This window comes from Leucobacter salsicius M1-8, from assembly GCF_000350525.1.
Taxonomy (GTDB): Bacteria; Actinomycetota; Actinomycetes; order Actinomycetales; family Microbacteriaceae; genus Leucobacter; species Leucobacter salsicius.
In genome coordinates, this window is sequence record NZ_AOCN01000012.1 from 130916 (window position 1) to 146268 (window position 15353).

The 15353-nt window shown below is 67.6% G+C and carries 13 protein-coding genes and 1 tRNA gene; 5 read left to right on the forward strand and 9 right to left on the reverse strand.

Translation table 11 applies throughout. The features are described 5' to 3' along the window. Positions 1-17: 17 nt before the first annotated feature. Positions 18-1391: an APC family permease gene (locus C795_RS0104580; RefSeq protein WP_017792582.1), complete on the forward strand. Its 1374-nt coding sequence runs from the start codon at positions 18-20 to the stop codon at positions 1389-1391. 58 nt (positions 1392-1449) lie between these two features. On the opposite strand, the gene C795_RS0104585 is transcribed toward C795_RS0104580, so the two are convergent. After that, positions 1450-1533: transfer RNA gene (locus tag C795_RS0104585), tRNA-Tyr, on the reverse strand. Between the two features lie 93 nt (positions 1534-1626). Here C795_RS0104585 and C795_RS0104590 point away from each other — a divergent pair. Then, positions 1627-2109, forward strand: a complete 483-nt coding sequence (locus tag C795_RS0104590) for a GNAT family N-acetyltransferase (RefSeq protein ID WP_017792583.1) — start codon at positions 1627-1629, stop codon at positions 2107-2109. Here C795_RS0104590 and C795_RS0104595 read toward each other — a convergent pair. The 5 genes from C795_RS0104595 to C795_RS0104620 all read right to left on the reverse strand — a co-directional run bounded on the left by C795_RS0104595 (position 2106) and on the right by C795_RS0104620 (position 9871). Beyond that, the gene (locus C795_RS0104595) at positions 2106-5906 is read right to left on the reverse strand and encodes an aldehyde dehydrogenase family protein (protein WP_017792584.1); all 3801 of its coding nucleotides are present in this window, start codon (positions 5904-5906) and stop codon (positions 2106-2108) included. The genes C795_RS0104590 and C795_RS0104595 overlap by 4 nt on opposite strands. 134 nt (positions 5907-6040) lie before the next feature. After that, positions 6041-6832: an ABC transporter ATP-binding protein gene (locus tag C795_RS0104600; RefSeq protein WP_017792585.1), complete on the reverse strand. Its 792-nt coding sequence runs from the start codon at positions 6830-6832 to the stop codon at positions 6041-6043. A 4-nt stretch (positions 6833-6836) separates the two neighbouring features. Beyond that, positions 6837-7856 carry an ABC transporter permease gene (locus tag C795_RS0104605; protein WP_017792586.1) on the reverse strand — a complete coding sequence of 340 codons (1020 nt, stop codon included), beginning with the start codon at positions 7854-7856 and terminating at the stop codon, positions 6837-6839. Between the two features lie 122 nt (positions 7857-7978). After that, positions 7979-9007, reverse strand: coding sequence for an ABC transporter substrate-binding protein (locus tag C795_RS0104610; RefSeq protein WP_017792587.1), 1029 nt, complete (start codon positions 9005-9007; stop codon positions 7979-7981). A gap of 303 nt (positions 9008-9310) precedes the next feature. Further along, the gene (locus tag C795_RS0104620; protein WP_017792589.1) at positions 9311-9871 is read right to left on the reverse strand and encodes a YbhB/YbcL family Raf kinase inhibitor-like protein; all 561 of its coding nucleotides are present in this window, start codon (positions 9869-9871) and stop codon (positions 9311-9313) included. Positions 9872-10029: 158 nt separating this feature from the next. Here C795_RS0104620 and C795_RS0104625 point away from each other — a divergent pair, with 158 nt between their 5' ends. Together C795_RS0104625 and C795_RS0104630 are read left to right on the forward strand one after the other, a co-directional pair. Next, positions 10030-10803 (forward strand): FadR/GntR family transcriptional regulator, encoded by a 774-nt coding sequence (locus tag C795_RS0104625; RefSeq protein WP_017792590.1) that lies wholly within the window; start codon positions 10030-10032, stop codon positions 10801-10803. A 70-nt stretch (positions 10804-10873) separates the two neighbouring features. Next, positions 10874-12415 (forward strand): carboxylesterase/lipase family protein, encoded by a 1542-nt coding sequence (locus C795_RS0104630; RefSeq protein WP_017792591.1) that lies wholly within the window; start codon positions 10874-10876, stop codon positions 12413-12415. Between the two features lie 40 nt (positions 12416-12455). Here C795_RS0104630 and C795_RS0104635 read toward each other — a convergent pair whose 3' ends face one another. Then, positions 12456-12809: a hypothetical protein gene (locus C795_RS0104635; protein WP_017792592.1), complete on the reverse strand. Its 354-nt coding sequence runs from the start codon at positions 12807-12809 to the stop codon at positions 12456-12458. A gap of 63 nt (positions 12810-12872) precedes the next feature. Next, positions 12873-13688: a MerR family transcriptional regulator gene (locus tag C795_RS0104640; protein WP_017792593.1), complete on the reverse strand. Its 816-nt coding sequence runs from the start codon at positions 13686-13688 to the stop codon at positions 12873-12875. A gap of 281 nt (positions 13689-13969) precedes the next feature. On the opposite strand from C795_RS0104640, the gene C795_RS0104645 reads away from it, so the two are divergent. Then, the gene (locus tag C795_RS0104645) at positions 13970-14902 is read left to right on the forward strand and encodes a tRNA uridine(34) hydroxylase (protein WP_033349128.1); all 933 of its coding nucleotides are present in this window, start codon (positions 13970-13972) and stop codon (positions 14900-14902) included. A gap of 129 nt (positions 14903-15031) precedes the next feature. Here C795_RS0104645 and C795_RS15235 read toward each other — a convergent pair. Further along, on the reverse strand, positions 15032-15353 hold a 322-nt coding region (locus C795_RS15235), incomplete at its 5' end, for an ATP-binding cassette domain-containing protein (protein WP_017792595.1).

A 15353-nucleotide genomic window follows, 5' to 3' on the forward strand; every position in this document is an offset into this window, starting at 1 on the left:
CGAAGGAGCGATCACACGTGTCAGAACCGGTCAAGAAACTCATTCCACAACTCAATCTCGCGGGGCTACTCGTCTTTGGTCTCTCGTACATGGCACCGGCGGTGGTCATCGCCACCTTTGGCGTGATCGCAGTCCTCTCGAACGGCGCCACCCCCATGGCGTACATTTTCGCCACCCTCGCCATGATCCTCACCGCACTGAGCTACGGCAAGCTTGCGCGCAGGTTTCCGGCCTCCGGCTCGGTCTACACCTACGCGCGGCGCACGATCGGCAGCAAGATGGGCTTCCTCTCGGGCTGGATCATTCTGCTCGATTACCTCTTTCTGCCCATGGTCGCCTGGCTGATCGTCGGCCTCTTCTTCTCAGCCCAGTTCCCCATCCTTCCGCCGTGGGCCTGGGGCCTCATCGTGATCGTGTTCTGCACGCTCATGAACGTCGTCGGCCTCAAATTGGCGGATCGCTTCAACCGCGTCCTGCTCGTCATCACGGCCGCGGGTATTCTCGCCTTGATCGGCTTCGGCATCGCATTTGCGTCGGGAAGCGACGTGCCCGCGACCGCCGCCATCTGGCCCCCCGGCGCCACGTTCTCAGCGGTAGCCGCAGGCGCGGCCGTCGCAGCCTACTCGTTCCTTGGCTTCGATGCGGTGAGCACCCTCAGCGAAGAGGTCAAAGACCCGCGCAAGAACGTGCCCCGCGGTATCGTGCTCGTCGTCATTGCCGGCGGCGTGATTTTCGCGGTGACCTCGTTTGTGCTGCAGTGGGCCCACCCGAGCCTCGAGTTCGAGAGCGTCGACACGGCAGGCTTCGAGATCCTCAACGTCATCGGCGGCCCGGTCTTCGCCGGGCTCGTGAACTCCATCGTGCTCATCGGCGGCTTTGCCTCGTGCGTCGCGGTGCAGGCCAGCGGGAGCCGACTGCTCTTCGTGATGGGGCGCGATGGCGTGTTCCCGCGCCGGGTGTTCGGCTTCCTGCACGACAAGTTCCGCACTCCCGTATTCAACCTGGTGCTGATCGCACTGATCGGCCTCATTGGCCAGTTCCTCACGGTCGGTGACGCGACCTCGCTCATCAACTTCGGCGCATTTACAGCCTTCGCGATTGCCAACGTGTGTGTGATCGTGCTCTGGTACAAAAACCGCAACACGATGCCGCTGCTTAAGCACCTGATCGGCTACATCGTGATTCCCGTCCTGGGATTCGCGGTCGACATCTTCCTGCTGTTCCAGCTGAGCCCGCTCGCACTCACCATCGGCAGCATCTGGCTCGTCGCAGGCCTCATCTACCTGGCATTCCTTACCAAGGGATTCCGGCGCCCGGCACCCGGCCTCGACGTCGAGGCCGCCGAGGACGAGACCGTAACCGGCAGAAACGCCGTGGTGCCCACTACCTAGGGTCAGCACGCGCGACACAACAAAAAGCCCCGCACCTTACGGTGCGGGGCTTTTGTTTTGGTGGCGGATGCGAGATTCGAACTCACGTAGCTTGCGCGGCTGATTTACAGTCAGCTCCCTTTGGCCGCTCGGGCAATCCGCCTGGCCGATTGTGCAAGCACAACCAGGAGTAAACGATACCGGCTCTCGCCCCCGAATGGAAATCGGGCACGCGCGGGCGTGGCAAACTTGCTCTATGAGCCCACAGACCAGTCCCACCGCACTCCCCGCGGGCCTCACGCTGCGCACCGTTGAACGCTTCGACGAACTCGACGCCCGCACCTTTCACGCGATTGCGAAGCTTCGCCAGGAGGTCTTCGTACTCGAGCAAGACTGCGTCTATCTCGACCTCGACGGCCGCGATCTCGAGCCCGGCACGGTGCAAATGTGGGCCGAGGGGGCCGCTGGCGAGATCGCTACCTCCGTGCGCATCCTCGACGAACACGCCACCGAGCCCGGCCTCCTCAGCATCGGCCGCGTCGTGACCGCCCCCGCCTGGCGCGGGCGGGGCGCTGCCGCGGCGCTCATGCGCCACGCGATCGCCCGCTGCGGTGACGCTTCGATCCTGATCCACGCGCAGGCACACCTCACCGGGTGGTACGCACGCTTTGGCTTTCAATCCGTGGGTGACGAATACCTCGAGGACGACATCCCGCACCAGGAAATGCGCATCCGCTAGGGCGAATCGAGCCCCCGCACCGGCACCGCGACCCCGTGCCGTTGCGCGCGCGCCGACACGGCCTGCTCGCGCACGAGCGACAGGATCTCGACGGGCCCCGCCATTGTCACGGGTTCCGCCCACATCACGACCCGGTCGCGCCCGCCAAACCATTCGGCGGTGCGCGCAGCATCGCCGCCGATCAAGCGCAATCGCGCGGCGGGCACCAGGCCGGTCACCGCGACCCGTTCAAGCCAGTCGTCGTCGCGCTCGAGCGACACCTCGATGCCGCGCTTTTCGAGGAATCCCGTCAGCGCGGCGGGCAGCACCTCCCCCGTCGACACGGTCACCGCAGCACGCACGAGGAGCGCGGCCGCCAGCACGCGCGCCAGCTCGACCACGCGCGCCCCCTCCGAGAGCCGCACCTGGGCGGCGACCGGATGGTAGCGCAGCAGATTGCGCTCGACGCCCAGCCCCGCAACGTCACGATCCGGAGCAAACGTGGTGCGCCAGGTCAGCGAGTCGGCGAGCGCCGCGCGCCGCAGCTCGTCGAACTCGCCGTACTCGAGTTCGGGCTGCAGCGTCTCGATGAGCGCCGCGACCTCGGGCGTAAGGCCGCGCAGATGCAGCGTACTACTGGGCGTTCCAGGCCGCGGCTGCCACGCCCCCAGCGTCACGAGCCGATTGGGGCCCGCGGCGAGGGGCGGCAGACCCATGACGGCGTCGTTCCATCCACCGACCGGCTGGCGCTCAACCCGTACGTCGGTCGTGGGCCGATTGAGCGCGAGTGTTGCGGCCTCCGCGCGCGCAAGCCACGTCGCAATCTCACCCGCCGCGGTGGCCTGAAGCCCCGCGACTGCCCCGCTGCCCGGAGCGTTCTGGTGCCGGATCGCCTCACCCAGCGTGCGCACGTGGGTGAGGCCGATCACGGGAAGCCCGCTCGCTTCCACCCAGAATGGCGATTCTGCTGATACTCCCGTGCGCACGCCGGGGCGCCACAGGCGGCCGTCGGCGCTGAGCCGCTCGGGAGCGAGCACGAGGTGATCCGGATCGGTCAGGGCGTGTAGCTGAGCGGGAGTGAGGGGTGCCGGCATCGGGCCCACCGTGATCGCGATGGGGCAGGGCTCAGGGCCCTCTCCCCCTGCTGTGGCTTCAGCGGCGCGAGACGTGTCGCCGATGCGGAGCCCGCGCACCGCGTCGATCAGGGCCTCCCGAAAGCGGCGAGCGCGCCCCACGCTGCCGACCACGATCACGCTGTTGGCACGCGACAGCACGGGACCCGTGAACGCTGAAGCGATCACGTCTCTCACTGCGCTGGCGAGTTCCGCGGTGGGCGAAACGATCACGCTACCGCGCGCACGGAACCGGCCTTCAACGCGCAGGTCGGGGCGACGGTGGGCGAGCGCGGTGGCCTCCGCCCGATCGCCGAGGACAATGGCGCGATCGACCGCGCTGGCGGCGGCCACCTCGGTGAGGTGCTCGGGGTATGTCAGGATCTCGAGGGTGAGGCTGCCCACCGGGAGCCCGGCGGCCTCCCACTCTTCGAGGAGGGCACGCGCCGAGGCGGCGAGCTGCGCGGGAGCAGCCCAGAGCACGCCACTTCCCGCACCCAGCGCGGCGAGTACCGCCTCGGCCTGAGCGGCCAGGCCTGCCCAGGCATCCCCCGTCACGAGCGCAAGCGCCTCGGGGGTGAAGGTCGCCCCGCGCACCGCCGCGAGCCCCTCGGCCAGCTGGCCGGTGTAGCGGGCGGCGTCGACGATGCGGCCGATCTCGGCGTCAATTTCGGGCACGGGGGCTCCGGTGTCGGCCACCAGCGTGCGCAGCAGCCGGTCGCGCGCCGCCACGGCCCCGAGGGCGAGCCTGCGCAGGTGGATCGCGCGCTGCCCGTGCCCCATGGCCCGCCAGCGAGCTGAGGACGCCAGGGCCTCGGTGGCCGTTCGTGCCGGATCGAGTTCAGCGCGGGACAGTGCGATCGTGTCGTGCGCCTCGTTCCCATCGAGGTGGCCGGCCACTCGTACGGCATCGGAATCGTCAGGAGTGGATCCGGCGTGATCGGGGGTGGCTTCGCGCGCAGCACGGTCGTCGCGTGCGGCGACGTCCTCGCGAGCGAGCGCCACGAGCCTGCGCGCCCAGTCCCTGTTCTCGGTGCGTGAGGCGTCAGTGTCGGGCTCGTTGGCGAACCCAGACTCCGAGACCACCGGAATCGCTCGCGCGGGCGCCATCTCGGTGAGCCCGATCTCGCCGGTCTCGCCGCGCGTCAGCCCCAGCACGGCGGCGGTGAGACCGCCCGTGTCGAATCGGGCGGGCTCGTCAGGCGCGCGGTAGAAAAGTGCGCTGTCGAGTTCACTCGGGTCCCACTCGCGGCTGCGCGATTGGGTGCGGTGCGAGGTCTGCGGGTTACCCGATGCTCGAACTGCCGCTGCACGAAACGCCGCCTCGACCGCCGTCGCTTGAGCAGTTTCAGCCGGTGCGGCCGGCTCTCCAGATTCATTCGGTCCAGCCGCTGCTTCCGGTTCCGCCGCAACTGCGGCGTCAGCGACCTCAGCCGCCGCGGTGGCCGCTGCAGCCGCCTCGAGCGCGAGCGGCACCAGCAGATCAATGGCGCCGCCATACTCACGCGGATGGGTGACGGGCAGGCAGACACGCAGCTCGGGCACCGCGCCGACGAGACTGCTTGCGAGGCCGGGGGCCACCCCGGCGCGCAGACGCACCGAAAACAGATCGCTCGCGCCCAGCTTCGCGGCGGCCTCGACGGTCGCCGCGATCAGCAGCGGGTCCTCCGTGGCGATGACGGGGCGCAGCGCTACCGCTCGCCCCGCGTGCAGAGCAAGCTCAATCAGCCCCAGCAGTTGAGCCGTGACGGCCTCGTCACCCTCGACCACGGGAACCGGCAACCCCGCCCGCATCGCCTCGCCTCGCTCACGCGCCGCCACTCTCCCGACACCAATCACGGCTTCGACGGGGGCGCCGCCGTCGGCGACGCGGCGCATCGCCCACCGGCTGACCTGGCTATAGAACTCGCGGGACTCCGGCAGCTCTGCGAGAAATCCGACGCCCACGCGCACCCGGTCCAGCGCTGAATCGGCCAGCGCGAGCTCAAGAATGGCGGGAATCAGTCGCGCCCACCGCACACACGTGGGCTCGAGGAGCACGGTCGTGTGGTGTTTCTCGGCCGCATCGAGCACGGGGCGCAGCAGCCGCGCCGCATCGACGACGTCGGCGTCGGCGCTCCAATCGCTGCCCCCCGGCACCAAGCGGGCCGGGTCGACGACAAGATGGGTCACGCTGGGCAACGCTGCAAGCGCCACCAGCCGATCGACCTCACGCGCCACCGATGCGGGCCCCAGCACCGGATCGCCAAGCGGGCGCACGACGGCGGTGACGCCGGCTTCGGTGATCCGGCGCAGCGCTTCAGTCACTGTTGCCGGACTCTTGGTGGCGAGCACGAGGTGCGACAGCCGGTCTCGCAGCCACCGCTTCGCCACCGGCATCACGGCCCACGGCAGCCCGAGCGACACTGCACCGCCCGCCCGCAACAGCAGTCGGTCTGGAGTGCGCATCGTCGCGGGCGCCTCTGGAGCCAGGCGCTTCAACTCGAGCGCGGCCGTGACCGCGTCGTCATCGCTGAGCACGAGCTCGAGCAGGCGGCGCGTGAACTCCGCCACCTCGGGCCCCGCAAGGCCACCGGGCTCACCCGACCCGCCTGACCCGCCCGCGAACAGGTCTGAGGCGGGCACGTTCCACTCGGCAGCACGCGTTACCGCGCGGTCGACGAGCTCGTCCCAGAATGGTTCAGCGGTAATGACGGCAGCTGGCATGTCTTCACTGTATGGCGCGGCCACCCCAACACCGATGAGGCGCGCGCCCAAGACACACACCACACAGCAAACGCAATGCCTCGCCGTCTGCCGCCCAGGTATCGGGGCGGCAGACGGCGAGACATTGGGAGAACCTACGCGAGCAGCGCGCGATCGTCGAGCTGAGCGCCCTTGATCTTCGCGAACTCCGCAAGCAGTAGTGGCACAGTGAGCGCCTGCTTCTGTTCGGCCGAAGCCTCGAACACGATGCGGCCCTCGTGCATCATGATGAGGCGGTTGCCCAGGCGAATCGCCTGTTCCATGTTGTGCGTCACCATGAGCGTCGTCAGCCCGCCCGTCGATACGATGCGGTCGGTCAGCTCCGTCACGAGCGCCGCGCGCTGCGGATCGAGCGCCGCCGTGTGCTCGTCGAGCAGCAGAATACGCGGGTGCGTGAACCCGGCCATCAGCAGCGACAGCGCCTGGCGCTGACCTCCCGACAGCAAACCGACCTTGGCGGTCAGTCGATTCTCGAGGCCCAGCTCGAGAGTGCGCAGCTCCTCGGCAAACCGCTCGCGCAGCGAGCGCGTGAGCGCCGGCCCGAGCCCCCGGCTCTTGCCGCGGCGCACGGCAAGCGCGAGGTTCTGTTCTATCGTCAGCTCGGGCGCGGTGCCCGCCATCGGATCCTGAAACACACGGCCGATAAACTTCGCGCGCTGATGCTCACTGAGCTTGTTGACGCGGGTGCCGTCGATCTCAATCGTGCCCGAGTCCACGCCGTAGCGACCCGAAATCGCGTTCAGCAGCGTCGACTTGCCCGCACCATTCGAACCGATGACGGTAACGAAGTCCTTCTCGTCAAGCTTGAGATTGAGGCCCGCGAGCGCGCGGCGCTCGTTGATCGTGCCCGGGAAGAACGTCTTCTCAATGTGGTCAATGTTGAGCATGCGTCTACCTCTCGCTCGGGCCGTTGGGGGAAGCGTCACTCGCGGTCGCAGCTACTGCGGCCGCGAGTGCCGGATCCGGAGCCGCCTGCCCAGCAGCGGCCGTGCCGTTCTCGAACACGACGCTCCCGCCGCGCCTACCGAGCTTCGGCACCTTGCGCAGGAAGCCCCAGCGCGGCAGCAGCAGCGCGGCCACCACGAGCAGCGCGGTGACAAGCTTCATGTCGTTGGGGTCGAGTCCGCCACGCAGGGCAAAGAAGATAATGAGGCGGTAGAGCACCGCGCCGAGCACGACCGCGAGGGTCGCGACCCAGATGAATCGCTGGCCGAAGATGGCCTGGCCGAGGATCACGGAGGCGAGGCCGACGAGGATCAGGCCGACGCCCATGCTGATGTCGGCGAAGCCCTGGTACTGAGCGACAAGCGCGCCACAAGCTGCCACGAGTCCGTTGGAAATCGAGAGCGTGAGGATCTTGGTGCCGTCGGTGTTGACACCGAAGCTGCGGATCATGGGGCCGTTGTCGCCCGTGGCCTGGATGGCGAGGCCCAAGTTCGTCGACAGGAACCAGTCGACCAGGAGCTTGAGCAGGATCACGCCGACGGCGATGATGCCGATGCCGGCCCAGGTGTTGAGCAGCCCGGCCTCGCGCAGCGGCGTGAATACGGTTTCGGCGCGCAAGAGCGGCAGGTTGGCGGCGACCGCGGAGTTTTCCTTGACGGTGCCCATGATGCGCAGGTTGATGGACCACAGCGCGATCATCGTGAGGATACCGGCGAGCAGGCCGTCGATCTTGCCCTTGGTGTGCAGCAGGCCGGTGACCGCGCCAGCGATCAGCCCGACCACGGCGCCCGCGATCGTTGCGAGCACGGGGCTCTGCCCTGCGGTAATGAGCGCCGCGGCGGTGGCGGCGCCCGACGTAAAGCTACCGTCGACCGTCAGGTCTGGGAAGTTGAGCACCCTGAAGGTGAGATAGACGCCGAGCGCCATCACCCCGTAGATGAGGCCAAGTTCGAGCGCACCGATCATGCGTTATCTGTTCCTTCAGACTAAAAATGGGGCGAGTGCCAGACGCCTGCGCGCCTGGCACTCGACATACATGCACTCTACCGGGTGCATGCGGGTGGTGAGTTCCCGAAGAGAATCTCGGATTAGCCCTTGACGACCGTCGCCTGGTCGAGGATCTCCTGGGGGATCTCAACGCCCATGCGCTTGGCTGCTTCGACGTTGACGACGTAGCTGAGCTCGCTGGGCGTCTCAACCGGGGTCATTGCGGGGTCTGCACCCTCGAGGATCCGGATCGCCATCTCGCCGGTCTGCTTACCGAGCTTGGTGTAGTCGATGCCGTAGGTGGCTACTGCGCCGCCCTCAACGGTGCCGGGCTCGGCACCGATCACGGGGATCTGTGCCTTCTCAGCGACCTGCACGAGCGAGGCGATGCCCGAAACCACCATGTTGTCGGTGGGGACGTAGATTGCGTCGACATCGCCGAGCGCCTCCGTGGCCTGGGCAATGTCGTTGGCCGTGGTGACGGTCTTCGTGACGATCTCGAGGCCGAGCTCCTTGGCGACCTCCTCGGCTGCCTTCACCTGCACCTCAGAGTTCACCTCGCCCGAGGCGTAGACGATGCCGACGGTCTTGGCGTCGGGGTTGATCTCCTTGATGAGCTCGAGCTGCGTCTTCAGCGCGTCAGCGGGAACCGCGTCGACCGTACCCGTAACGTTGGCGCCGGGCTTTTCGTTTGAGTCAACGAGTTCGGCAGAAACCGCGTCGGTGACCGCGGTGAACAGTACCGGCTTGTCGGCAATGGCCTGCGCAGCGGCCTGCGCAGCGGGCGTTGCAATGGCGAGCACCAGGTCGTCGTCCGAGGTGGCGAAGCTCTGGGCGATCGTGACGGCAGTCGACTGCTCACCGTTGGCGTTCTGCAGATCAAAGATCACGGTCTCACCATCGACATAGCCAGCGTCGATAAACGCCTGCTTGAAGCCCTCGGCAGCGGCATCCAGCGCGGGGTGCTGCACGAACTGACTGATGCCAATGTTGACCGTCTCGACGGTCTCGGCACCCGCGTTGCCCTTGTCGTCGGCGGGGGCCGACGAGCACGAAGTCAGAGTGAGGGTTACTGCCGCTGCGATGCCGACGAGGGAGAGCGCGCGGCGGCGGAACGAGGTCTGGCGCATGTGCTTCGAATCCTTACGATGCTGGCCACGGCAGCTGTGCCGCAGCAATGTGAGAAAACGGCGCAACAATACGCCGTTTCCAGCATCGTAACCGGCTCGACCCCGATTCACACAAACGTGACAACGTTCGTGACCGAGCCGTTGCAGAATCCAAGTCCCCGAGCGATGGCGGGCGCTGCGGGCACCGCTTCAAGCATCAATCACGCTTCGAGCATCAGTTTTTCATGAGAATTGATGCTTGAAGCGTGATCGGTGCGGTTGGCGAGACGGGCGACGGGCCAGGCGGCCCGGAGTCGCAGTCGCCTACGCGGCCCCGCCGAATTCGCCGGTCGACACGATGATGGCGCGGGCGAGCACCGCGTCGCGCATCATGAAGCCGAGCACCGCCGGCGTCGCCTGAGGATCGATATCGATGTGTGCAACGTCGAGCGCGTGCACGACAAACCAGTAGTGATGCACGCCCGTGTGCTCGGGCGGGCCAGCACCGGTGAAGGCGGGCTCTCGCATCTCGTTGGGCATCGTGATCGCGCCCTCGGGCAGCAGTTCGCTTGCGTTGGCCGCTCCAGCCCCGGTCGACAGTTCGGTGACGGAGGCGGGAATGTTCGCAACCGCCCAGTGCCAGAAACCCGACCCGGTGGGGGCATCGGGGTCAAACGCGGTGACGACGAAGCTCTTCGTCTCGGCAGGAAACCCCACCCAATGCAGGTGAGGCGACTGGTTTGCGCCGCCCGCGTACTCGGCGTAGACCTCGCTGGGCAGCGGCTCGCCGTCTTGCACATCGTTGCTCACCAGGGTGAACGACGGTACCTGCCGCATCCCGGCGTACGGGTTGAGGGCTCCCCGTCCCAGCGTCTCGTGTGCCATGTTGCATCCTTTCTCGTCGGTGCGCACGGTAGATTCTCGCGCGCATCGGCAAGCTGCGTGCAGGCCGTGTCCGCATGGCCACTCTGGTTTCGTCTGACGCCGCCGATATACTCATGAGCCTAGACTTCGGCGCGGTTCCGCGCCAGACAAGGGGCAGCATGGCTGGCACGACAGGATCTGAGCGCGCACGCGCGACGCTGGCGTTCCTGCGCCGAAAAATCACGACCGGTGAGTGGGAGGTGGGCAGCCGCATTCCCATCGAACCCGAGCTCGCTGAGCAGACCGGCGTTGGCCGCTCGACCGTGCGCGAGGCCGTGCGTTCGCTGGCCTCAGTGGGCATGCTCGAGACGCTCCCCGGCCGCGGCACGTTTGTGCGCTCTGCCGCGCCCACGAGTGCGTTGCTCAACCAGTTTCTGAGCGACTTCTCGCTCGAGGAGATTCTGAGCTACCGCCGCGCCCTCGAGATTGAAGCCGCGCAGCAGGCGTCCATTCACCGCACTGAGGAAGACATCATTGCCCTCGAGCAGGCCGCGACAGACGAGATCGGGTGCACGCGCTGCCCAGTGCTCGGCTTTGCGGGTGGCGAAGACAACGCCTTCGACAGCAAGTTTCACCGGCTCGTGTTTGATTCGGCCAAGAATCGCCTCCTCTCGTCGCTGTACGCGGGCGTCAACGATCAGTTGCGCACCCCCGAACACCGCGGCCGCCTGGCGAACGTGGCAACGGGCGCCGAGATGGAACGCGATCACGCCCGCGTGCTCGACGCGATTCGCCGCCGCGACTTCATCGACGCGGTGCACGCGATGGTCGACCACGTCGACCACGACGTCGTGATCGTCAACGATCACCACGAAGTGGTGCCCGCGCTCACGCGCACCCCTGAGCAGCAGCAGCGCATCGAGAACGCCTGGGAGGCGCAGGACAAGGCGTAGCCCGCCTGCTCGCGCACTTCGAGCCCCGCGGGTCTTCCTTCAGGCGGCCCTGCCTCGGTAGCATGCCCACATGGACCGCCTCGACTCCATCACCCCCACAGCACCGGTGGCGCTGACGACCTCGGGTCGCGTGCTGGGGGTGTGGGAACTCGCGGAGCATGATCCGGATCAAAGCGCCCAGCGCCCCAACCCAATCGCGGCGTTTCGCGGCATCCCCTACGCCCTCGCGCCCGTGGGCCCGCTCCGGTTCGCGGCCCCGCGGCCGCGCACGCCATGGGCTGGCGTGCTCGACGCGACTGAATTTGGCCCGACGCCGCAGCGCGGCGAGGCGGGCATGACCCTGATCCCCGAGACCACGATTCCCGGCGGCGACACCCTCAGCGTCAACGTATGGACACCCACGCTTGACCCGGCCGCGAAGCTGCCCGTGGTCGTTTGGATTCACGGCGGCGGCTTCATCTCGGGGTCGCCCGCGAGCCCCTGGTACAACGGCGCGCCCTTTGCGCGCGACGGCGTCGTGCTCGTGACGCTGTCGTACCGGCTCGGGTTCACGGGTTTCGGGTGGATCCCCGGCGCCGTGCCCAACCGCGGCGTGCTCGACTGGATCTGCGCGCTCGAATGGGTGCAGCAGCATATTGCGGCCTTCGGGGGCGATCCGGATCGCGTCACGATTGCCGGGCAATCGGCTGGCGGCGGTGCCGTATTGACGCTGCTCGGCGCCCCGGCCGCGCGCGGGTTGTTTCAGGGCGGATATGCGATGAGCGCGGCCATTGCGGATCCGTCGGTGAACGCGGCGCTCGAACGCACGCACCGGCTCGCCAAGCTCGCGGGCGTTTCCCCCGACCGCCGCGGATTCTCGTCGCTGTCCGAGGCCCGCATTCTCGAGCTGCAGCCGCGCATCACGTCGCCTTCGGTGCCGCGCCTCGTGCGAGAGATCCACGGTCTGCTGCGTGACGGGCTGATGCTGGGCCCGGTCGCCGATGGCACTATCGTGCCGTGCTCCGTCGATGTCGGGGTAGCCCAGGGGCCCAACGCACACGTGCCACTTGTGATTGGCACGTGTGACGGCGAACTCCTGGGCCTATTCAAGCCGGGCACTGTGTTCGATCGGGTGCCGCGGCGGGCTGCCCTGCGGGCACTTGGGGCGTCTGGGCTGGTCGCCGACCGGTGGTTGGCAAGCCCGCTCGCGCAGGCCACCGAGAGCACCGTCGTGTTGCTGGGGCGCTACGCCACCGACTCGGTGTTTCGCACCTGGGTGCCGCGCATTGCGGCTGCCCGAACCGCGCGCACCGAGGCGGGCACCACGTGGAGCTATCGGTTTGCGTGGCACTCGGACGAGCCGCCGCAGGCGGGGCACTGCATCGACGTGCCGTTCGTGTTCGATCGTCTCAGGGCGCCCGGGGTCTTTCGCGTGGCCGGAGAACACCCACCACAGCAACTCGCTGACGCCGTGCACGGGGCGCTCGTTCGGTTCGCGCAGACCGGCGATCCCGGATGGGCGCCCGACATCGGCGGGCAGGGGCCGAGCCGCGTGTTCGACGTACCGATGCGCGACCTGCCCGACGCGTATGCGGGGGCGCGGGCACTGATGCCAGCAGCGATCAGCGCGTAGATGGGCGGTGTCGGGCGAGGTGAGGCGGGATCTGGCCGGTCTACAGATATTCGACGTGCGCCCGCACGAACCGACCGGTCTCATCGAGCCAGCCCTGCTTCGCCGCGTATGCAATCATGTCGTCGAACTGCTCCCGCCAGCGGGTGACGTGCTCGTGAAACGGCTCGACCTCGGCGAGGATACGCTCTCGCGATACCCACACGTGCCCGTCGGCGAAGTAGCCCCAGCCTCCGGCACCAGCACCGGAGGCCGTGTCGGCAGAAGACACCTCGGCGGCGTCCGCGGCGAGCGCCGCCGTGAGTTCACCCTCGCTCAGCGGAGTGCGCACCTCGAAGGCGGTGAACACGTCGGTTTCGGCGAGGTGGATTCCTGCCGCTGTGATGTTGACGTACACGTCGCACTCCTGTCGCTCGCGAGGCCGCTCGCGGCGACCAGGCTCCGAGTTTCTCAGCCCAGCCTACGCCTCATTCGTCCCGTTTTCGTGGGGCTCACGGATCTCGCCGTTGGATGAATTCAGCAGGTTCACGAGCGCATCGCGCACGAGCGTCGCACCTGTCACCCCGCCGTAGTTGGCGGCGAACCGCTCGTCTTGCACGTACATGTCGGCGAGGCCGCGCACGTATCCCGTGAAGTCCGCGGGGGTGCCGGGCATCTCGCGCAGCCACGCGATATGGCTGGCGGCAAGCTGCTGTGCCTCGGGCGATGCGGGCTCAATCCCAGCGGTCGCCGCGGCCACCCAGGCAGCGTTCAACTGCTGCACGCGATCCTGCATTGCCTGTTGCCCGTCCTTGCTCAGCCCGCGCCACCAGCGGTCGCCCGCGGCGTAGGCGTCGGCGCCCCAGCGACGCTCGACCTCGTCACGGTGTTGGGTGTGGTCGAATCCGTCAAAAATGTGTTCGGTCATGATGCTGTGCTCCTTTGTGGTGTTGGTGAGCGCCGCGATCGTGCGCTCGACCGAGGTGATTTGGGTGGCGATCCGGCGCTCCTCGGCGCGCAACAGATCGAGGTGCGTGCGCAGGATCCGCGCCTCGGCCGCGGGGCCCTGGCCGCCCGTGTCTTGCGCGCGCAGCACCTCCCCGATGGCGTCGAGCCCGAGCCCCAGCGCGCGCAGCAGCAGCACACGCTGCAGCCTGACGAGCGCACGGTCGTCGTAGTAGCGGTAGCCGTTGGCGCCGATGCTGCTGGGCTTCATGAGGCCGAGTTGGTCGTAGTGGCGCAGCGTGCGGGCCGTGGTGCCGGCGGCCTTCGCGACCTGCTGAATGGTGTGGTGCATCAAAGTCCTCTCGTGTGCTCGTGGGTGATCGGGCGTGGGTGTTTGGTTGCCCACGCTGGGGCTTGCCGGCTGGCCGTCCGTCGCCGCACACCCAGCGTAAGAGTTGACGTTACGTCAAGGTCAAGGTCAAGCCCGTTCTGGCCGGGCCACCCGCGAGATCAACAATCCATTTGGTTGAAATTGCGGCTTCAGGGGCGGTGAACCACAATTGCTGCCAAATGATTGGGCTGGCCCCCCTGCCACACAGTGAAGCGGGCCCCAGCGCCGCGTACGATGGACTGGTGAGCCACCCAAAGATTCTGCTGTATTACGTGTTTGCACCCGTCACCGACCCCGAAGCGGTCATGCTGTGGCAGCGGCAGCTGTGCGAGTCGCTCGGGCTGCGCGGGCGCATCATCATCTCGAAGCACGGCATCAACGGCACCGTGGGTGGCGAAATCGACGCGTGCAAGCAGTACCTCAAGCAGACCCGCGAGTTTGGGCCCTTCTCTGGGCTCGAGGTGAAGTGGAGCGACGGGACCGGATTTGATCCGGTTGCGCCCGAGCTACTGAAGGGCATCGACCGCGCGGCCCCATGGCAGCGCCTTACCGACTTCCCCAAGCTCAGCGTCAAGGTGCGCGACGAGCTCGTCGCCTTTGGCATCCCCGAGGAGACCGTGGTCGATGCCGACGGTGTCGTGGGCGGCGGCCAGCACCTCTCACCCCAGGCCGTGAACGAGCTCGTTGCCGAGCGCGGCGACGACGTCGTATTCTTCGACGGCCGCAACGCGTGGGAAGCCGAGATCGGCAAGTTCAAGGGCGCCATTGTTCCCGACGTCACCACCACGCACGACTTCATCACGCAGATCGAGTCGGGCGCCTACGACGATCTCAAGGGTCGCCCCGTCGTCACCTACTGCACGGGTGGCATTCGCTGCGAGATCTTGTCGGCGGCGATGATCAATCGTGGCTTCGGCGAGGTGTACCAGGTCGACGGCGGCATCGTGAAGTATGGCGAAGCGTACGGCAACGACGGGCTCTGGGAGGGTTCGCTCGCGGTGTTTGACGGCCGCGAGGCCATGGACTTCGCCGCGGGCGCTGCGGTGCTCGGCAGCTGCGTGGTCTGCGACGAACCCACGAACCGGCTCGACAACTGCACGCGGCCGGGGTGCCGCACCCGCATCGTGGCATGTGAGGCGCACCAAGGCGCTGAGTGCGCGGAGCACGCGGCCTAACCACGGCCCCCGCTCCCCCGCTCACTCGATCCGTGCGGCAGTCGACGAGACCATACGCAAATTACTGATGCTTGACGCCGGATCGGTGCCTATAGCGGTGGACCAGCGCACGGCCGGCACGCGCCCGCCCTACGCGGGCAGACGCGGGATCGCTGAGATGAGCGATCGCGTGTAAGCCTCGCGCGGCGACGCCAGGATCTCGCGTGTCGGGCCGACCTCAACGAGCCGCCCGTGCTGGAGCACCGCCGTACGATCGCACGTCGCGGCCACCGATCCGAGGTCGTGCGACACCATCACGAGCGCGAGCCCGTGTGAGGCGCGCAGCTCGTTCAAGAGGTCGATCACCTGGGTGCGGGTGCTGACGTCGAGCGCACTGACCGGCTCATCGGCAATCAGCACGCGCGGCCGCACCACGGTCGCCCGCGCGATGGCGATGCGCTGGCGCTGGCCG

Excerpts from the sequence above, each read along its gene's own strand:
- C795_RS0104620 (WP_017792589.1), bottom strand. The coding sequence starts at position 9,871 with ATGGCACACGAGACGCTGGGACGGGGAGCCCTCAACCCGTACGCCGGG.
- C795_RS0104625 (WP_017792590.1), top strand. The coding sequence starts at position 10,030 with ATGGCTGGCACGACAGGATCTGAGCGCGCACGCGCGACGCTGGCGTTC.
- C795_RS0104595 (WP_017792584.1), bottom strand. The coding sequence starts at position 5,906 with ATGCCAGCTGCCGTCATTACCGCTGAACCATTCTGGGACGAGCTCGTC.
- C795_RS0104630 (WP_017792591.1), top strand. The coding sequence starts at position 10,874 with ATGGACCGCCTCGACTCCATCACCCCCACAGCACCGGTGGCGCTGACG.
- C795_RS0104610 (WP_017792587.1), bottom strand. The coding sequence starts at position 9,007 with ATGCGCCAGACCTCGTTCCGCCGCCGCGCGCTCTCCCTCGTCGGCATC.
- C795_RS0104640 (WP_017792593.1), bottom strand. The coding sequence starts at position 13,688 with ATGCACCACACCATTCAGCAGGTCGCGAAGGCCGCCGGCACCACGGCC.
- C795_RS0104600 (WP_017792585.1), bottom strand. The coding sequence starts at position 6,832 with ATGCTCAACATTGACCACATTGAGAAGACGTTCTTCCCGGGCACGATC.
- C795_RS0104590 (WP_017792583.1), top strand. The coding sequence starts at position 1,627 with ATGAGCCCACAGACCAGTCCCACCGCACTCCCCGCGGGCCTCACGCTG.
- C795_RS0104605 (WP_017792586.1), bottom strand. The coding sequence starts at position 7,856 with ATGATCGGTGCGCTCGAACTTGGCCTCATCTACGGGGTGATGGCGCTC.